This window comes from Streptomyces sp. NPDC055078, from assembly GCF_053607985.1.
The window spans coordinates 1-4694 of sequence record NZ_JBSGUP010000644.1 but is presented as its reverse complement, the minus strand read 5'-3'; the positions used below and the strand labels follow the sequence as shown (position 1 = coordinate 4694).

6 protein-coding genes are annotated in these 4694 nt (G+C 73.5%); 3 read left to right on the top strand and 3 right to left on the bottom strand.

All coding sequences use genetic code 11. The annotated features are described in order from the left end of the window. Positions 1-258: 258 nt before the first annotated feature. Genes ACWF94_RS33920 through ACWF94_RS33910 form a run of 3 tightly spaced genes read left to right on the top strand, consistent with a single transcriptional unit; the run spans position 259 to position 2746 of the window. Positions 259-1827, top strand: a complete 1569-nt coding sequence (locus ACWF94_RS33920) for a sodium:solute symporter family protein (protein ID WP_453497508.1) — start codon at positions 259-261, stop codon at positions 1825-1827. Then, entirely contained in the window at positions 1824-2435 is a 612-nt protein-coding gene (locus tag ACWF94_RS33915) for a sigma-70 family RNA polymerase sigma factor (RefSeq protein ID WP_453497505.1), read from the top strand. The genes ACWF94_RS33920 and ACWF94_RS33915 overlap by 4 nt, the downstream gene beginning before the upstream one ends. Beyond that, on the top strand, positions 2432-2746 hold the full coding sequence (locus ACWF94_RS33910; RefSeq protein WP_453497502.1) for a hypothetical protein: 315 nt from the start codon (positions 2432-2434) through the stop codon (positions 2744-2746). Before ACWF94_RS33915 ends, ACWF94_RS33910 begins: the two co-directional genes overlap by 4 nt. A 133-nt stretch (positions 2747-2879) precedes the next feature. Here ACWF94_RS33910 and ACWF94_RS33905 read toward each other — a convergent pair whose 3' ends face one another. The 3 genes from ACWF94_RS33905 to ACWF94_RS33895 form a co-directional block, all read right to left on the bottom strand. Next, positions 2880-3833 carry a hypothetical protein gene (locus ACWF94_RS33905; RefSeq protein ID WP_453497499.1) on the bottom strand — a complete coding sequence of 318 codons (954 nt, stop codon included), beginning with the start codon at positions 3831-3833 and terminating at the stop codon, positions 2880-2882. Next, positions 3830-4417, bottom strand: coding sequence for an RNA polymerase sigma factor (locus ACWF94_RS33900; RefSeq protein ID WP_453497496.1), 588 nt, complete (start codon positions 4415-4417; stop codon positions 3830-3832). The genes ACWF94_RS33905 and ACWF94_RS33900 overlap by 4 nt, the downstream gene beginning before the upstream one ends. After that, positions 4395-4694: hypothetical protein (locus ACWF94_RS33895; RefSeq protein ID WP_453497493.1), on the bottom strand; the 300-nt coding region annotated here is incomplete at its 5' end. The genes ACWF94_RS33900 and ACWF94_RS33895, both read right to left, overlap by 23 nt.

Genomic DNA, 4694 nt, shown 5'->3' with positions numbered 1-4694 from the left:
CGCCGTGCCCCGTCCGCCGCGCCCCGCCGGGTGGACGCTTCCTGCCACGGGTTCCTCCCCTGATGCCGGATTTCCGACGCGGTTCACCGCCGGTCTGTGGAAGAGTTGCCGACCTCCGCGGTTTGGTTGACACGGGATCTCAGAAGAATTTCCGCGAAACCCTGTCCTCGAAATCGTCCGGTCGCGCAACCAGGGCACGCGAGGCGAGCCCAGCAGGATCCAGCAGAGACACCCCAAGAGCAGCACGGACGGTGAGCGATGCCCGAAGGTGCCGTGACCGCGGCGTTCCTCGCCGTCATCGGCGCTGCCTCGCTGCTGGCCGTGACCGCCCGGCGATTCCACGCCGGCGACACCCTGCCGTCGCTGGAGGGTTGGGCGCTGGCCGACCGGAGCCTGGGCACCGGCTGGACCTGGCTGCTGCTGGGCGGCACCGTCTTCACCGCCTACACCTTCACGGCTGTCCCCGGACTCGCCTACGGCAACGGTGCGCCCGCCTTCTTCGCCGTCCCCTACACGGTGATCGTCTGCCCGCTCGCCTTCGTCCTGCTGCCCCGACTGTGGTCGGTGGCCCGGGACAACCGCTGCGTCACGGTCGCCGACTTCGTCCGGGGCCGCTACGGCTCACCGGGGCTCGCGCTCGCCGTCGCCCTCACCGGGATTCTGGCGACCATGCCCTATCTGGCGCTCCAACTGCTCGGCATCCGCGCCGTCCTGGCCGCCGGCGGAGTCGACACCTCCGGTGCCCTCACCGGCGATCTGGTCATGGTCGTCCTCTTCGCCGGGCTCGCCATCGCCACCTACCGGCACGGGCTGCGCGCCCCGACCGTCATCTCCGGGTTCAAGGGCGTCGCCGTCTTCGGCTCCGTCCTGGCCGTGATCTGGCTGGTGCTCGACCGGTTCGGCGGCCCCGGCGCCGTCTTCGACGCGGCGGCCGGCGAACTCGCCGGCCAGACCGGCGGCCCGCGCGCGTCCCTGCTGCTCGCCCCGGACCAGCAACTCGCCTACGCCACACTCGCCCTGGGGTCGGCGCTGGCCCTGCTGATGTACCCGCACATCCTCAACGTCGGCTTCGCCGCGTCCGGCCCCTCGGTCCTGCGCCGGGTCTGTGTGGCGCTGCCCGTCTGGACGGCGGTGCTCGCCCTGTTCGGACTGCTCGGGATCGCCGCCGTCGCCGCCGGGGTGCGCACCCCCGAGGGGAGCGCCGAGTCCGCGGTGCCGATGCTGGTGGACCGGCTGATGCCCGCGCCGCTCGCCGGGCTGGTCCTCGGCGCGATCACCGTCGGGGCCCTGGTCCCGGCCGCCGTGATGTCGGTGGCGGCGGCGACCTCGTTCGTCCGCAATGTGTATGTCGAGTACGTCCACCCCACCGCCACCCCCAAGCGCCAGGTACGCATCGCCAAGGCCGTGTCCCTCACCGCGAAGGTCGGCGCCATCGCCTTTGTGTTCGGGCTGCGCGACCAGGCCGCGATCAACCTCCAACTCCTCGGCAGCGTATGGATCCTCCAGATCCTGCCCGCCGTCGCGATCGGTCTGTACGCCCGGTGGCTGCACCATCGCGCCCTCCTCGCGGGGTGGGCCACGGGCATGGCGTTCGGTACCGTCATGGTTGTCCGGGAGGGCTTCTCACCCGTCATTCCGCTCGGCCCGGGCGGACACACCCCACAGATGTACGCCGGGCTCGCGGCCCTCCTCCTCAACCTGGCCGTCGCCGCCGCCGGTACCGTCCTGCTGCGGTGGCGGGGGGTGCCGGGCGCCCCGGACACCACCACACTGTCCCTGCGGCCCCCAGTCAGCCCCCGCCCCGAGACGGGAACCAGCTCCCCATGAGACGGACCCCACGCGCCACCCGCGCCCTGTTCCCGCCCGCGGCCCGCCCCGCCGCGCGCGAGGACGACCCCGGACCGGGCGACGGCACCGCGGCGGGCCCGGTCGGTGAGAGCGCCGAACCGGAGCGGGAAGCGGCCCTCGCCCGCCTCTTCGAGCTGCACTACACCTCGATGCTCCGCCTCGCGGCCCTCCTCGGCGCCGACGACCCCGAGAACATCGTCGCCGAGGCGTACTACGAGATCTATCGCAAGTGGCGCAAACTGCGCGACGCGGACCGGGCCGAGTCGTATCTGCGCTCCGTCGTCTGCAACCTCACCCGGATGCGCATACGCCACCTCCAGATCGTCCGCAAACACGCGGAGGCGCCTCCGGCCGAGTGGACCGTGTCGGCCGAGTACACGGCCCTGCTCCACGACGACCAGCGGGCGCTGATCGGAGCCCTCAGGCAACTGCCGCCCCGGCAGCGGGAGGCGCTCGTCCTGCGGCACTGGATGGGGCTGAAGGAGGGCGAGATCGCCAAGGCCATGGGGATCTCGGCCGGCTCGGTCAAGACCCACACCGCACGCGGGATCGCCGCACTGACCCAGGTGATGGAGAACCGTCGATGAACAGCTCCGACACCGAGCCGGTGAACGGCTCCGGAACCGAGCGGCAGTTGCGCGAGGCGATGGAGGCGCTCGCGGGCCAGGTCCACCCCGCGCCCGACGCCTACCGCACGGCGCGCGGACAGTGGCAGCGCCGCGAGCGCCGGCGCAGACTGATCCTCTCGCTCCTGGTCGCCGTCGTCTTCGCCCTCGCCACCCTCGCCGGGCTGTGGGTGCTCAACTCCGCCCCCTCCGGCTCCGGCGTCATCTTCAACGAGGACCGCTCCCCGGCTCCCACCGCCCCGGCGGCGCCGGGGGCCCCGCCGGGCAGCTGAGCCGGGCGAGCCGGGGCACGGTCGGCCACGGGCGGGCACGGGCAATGGTTCGTACCCCCGCCGGGCGGGAGACGGGCCCGGGCCCGGCCCGGCGCAAGGGTGCACGCCCTGGCCCCCGGTGCCGGGCACGCGCTCACAGGTCCGCCGCAACCGTGCTGTCCCGTGGCTCCGTCCGCACCACGAGGACGCCGAGACCGTCGTCCGCCGCCAGCGACGCCCGCCGGATCCGCTGCTCCCAGGCGGGCGGCCAGATGGTGGCGGCGTCCCAGCGGATGCCTTCGAGACGGACCCCGCGCAGATCCACCGCGTGCAGATCGGCCCCGCGGAAGTCGGTGCCCGCCTCCCGCACCGAGGTGACGGCGCCCAGCAGGGACACCGCCTCCCGGTGCGCCAGATCCAGATCGTCCGCGAGGTCCTGGGCCACTTCGAGCGCCCCGGGCCAGGAGACGTCCTCGTCGGCGAGATGGGGAATCAGCTCCAGATCCAGCAGGGTCCGGGCGTCGCGCACGGCGGCCACGAGCCGGTCGGCATGGGCGGACAACCGTTCCTGGACCGCCTCGGAAAAGCCGTAGCCCGTGAGCGCGGGCGGGAGCTGCGGCGCCTGCGGCAGGGTGAGCACCCGGCCGATGTCCTCGCTCACCCGCGCCAGCGTGCCGTCCGCACGGACCGCCAGCGACTCCGCGTCCAACTGGACGATCAGCTCCTCTATGGCCGCCAGCGCCCCATGGATCACCTCGTCCAGCTCCCGCGGCCAGTACGCCCGCGCCATCCGCAGCGCCTGCTCACGGTACTTGAGCCGGACCGCCGCCGGACGGCTCATCAGCGCGCTCCCGTTCCGCGCGGAACCCGCCGGCCCGCCGTCGTGGTCACGTGCGAACGCCTCCTTCCTGAGCTGCGCGGTACGCCGGACGACCGCCGTCTTCGTCTGCCGGTGCGCCGCCGCCAGCAGCCGCCCGAGCGCCCGTTCCGGATCGACCGGCTCCGGCGGCCCGCCCTGGCTCATCAACGAGTCGTAGACCGCGATACCGAGCCGCTGGTACGCGTCGCCCAGCAGCGCGTCGAGGCGGTCGTCCCCGCCGTCGCTCATCGCCCCACCTTCCGTGCCGGGCCCGCCGCCCGGCCCTCCAGGCCGAGCAGCGCCTTGAGCGCCGACCGGGCGCGGGCCAGATTCTGGCGTACGGCCTCCGGGGTGATGCCCATCGCCTCCGCGCTCTCCTGCGCGGTGAAGCCGTCGAGATTCCACGCCAGTGCGGCCCGCTGCTTGGCGGGGAGCCTGAGCAGATGTTCGATGACGGTACGTTCCTCCGTGCCCAGCTCCGCCGCGTGCGCCGGGGTCTGCCAGTGCGGCGACCGCACGTCGGGGACCTCGGCGCACGGGTCCTCCGGGCGCACCTGCTGCCGTAACCAGGAACGCCAGGCCACCGTCCGCAGCCATGCCTTGGGATACGTGACCCGGGTGTCCGGGCGGCACATCTGGGTGAACGCGTCCTGCGCCGCGTCCTGCGCCTCGTTCCACGACGCCCCGCTCAGCAGCAGGAAGCGCACCAGTCCCGGATACTCGGCCTGATGGAGCGACTCCGCCAGATCCCGCCCGCGCAGCTCGGGAAAGACGGCGCTCTCCGCCCCCGGGGGCGCGGTGACCCGTACCTCAGCGCTCGTCGCGTCCTCCACGACGGCTCACCCCGGCTCCGGGGAAGGCGCCGAGGCGTGGCACGGCGCCGGCCGGCCGCGCCGCCACCCGGTCCGGGCGCCGTTCCCGCCCGCCGAGCGTCCGCACCACGATGTCCGCCACCATCCGCTCCACCACGCGCCGCGCGCCCCGCACGGCGCTCCCCACGGCACTGACGACCACGATCGCCGCCGCCACCAGCAACACCAGATCCACCGAATCCTCCTGCGGCCTGCCGATACCGTCCCTGTGCGGCATCGGGCCTTCTAGAGCGGAGGG

Excerpts from the sequence above, each read along its gene's own strand:
- ACWF94_RS33920 (WP_453497508.1), top strand. The coding sequence starts at position 259 with ATGCCCGAAGGTGCCGTGACCGCGGCGTTCCTCGCCGTCATCGGCGCT.
- ACWF94_RS33915 (WP_453497505.1), top strand. The coding sequence starts at position 1,824 with ATGAGACGGACCCCACGCGCCACCCGCGCCCTGTTCCCGCCCGCGGCC.
- ACWF94_RS33910 (WP_453497502.1), top strand. The coding sequence starts at position 2,432 with ATGAACAGCTCCGACACCGAGCCGGTGAACGGCTCCGGAACCGAGCGG.
- ACWF94_RS33905 (WP_453497499.1), bottom strand. The coding sequence starts at position 3,833 with ATGAGCGACGGCGGGGACGACCGCCTCGACGCGCTGCTGGGCGACGCG.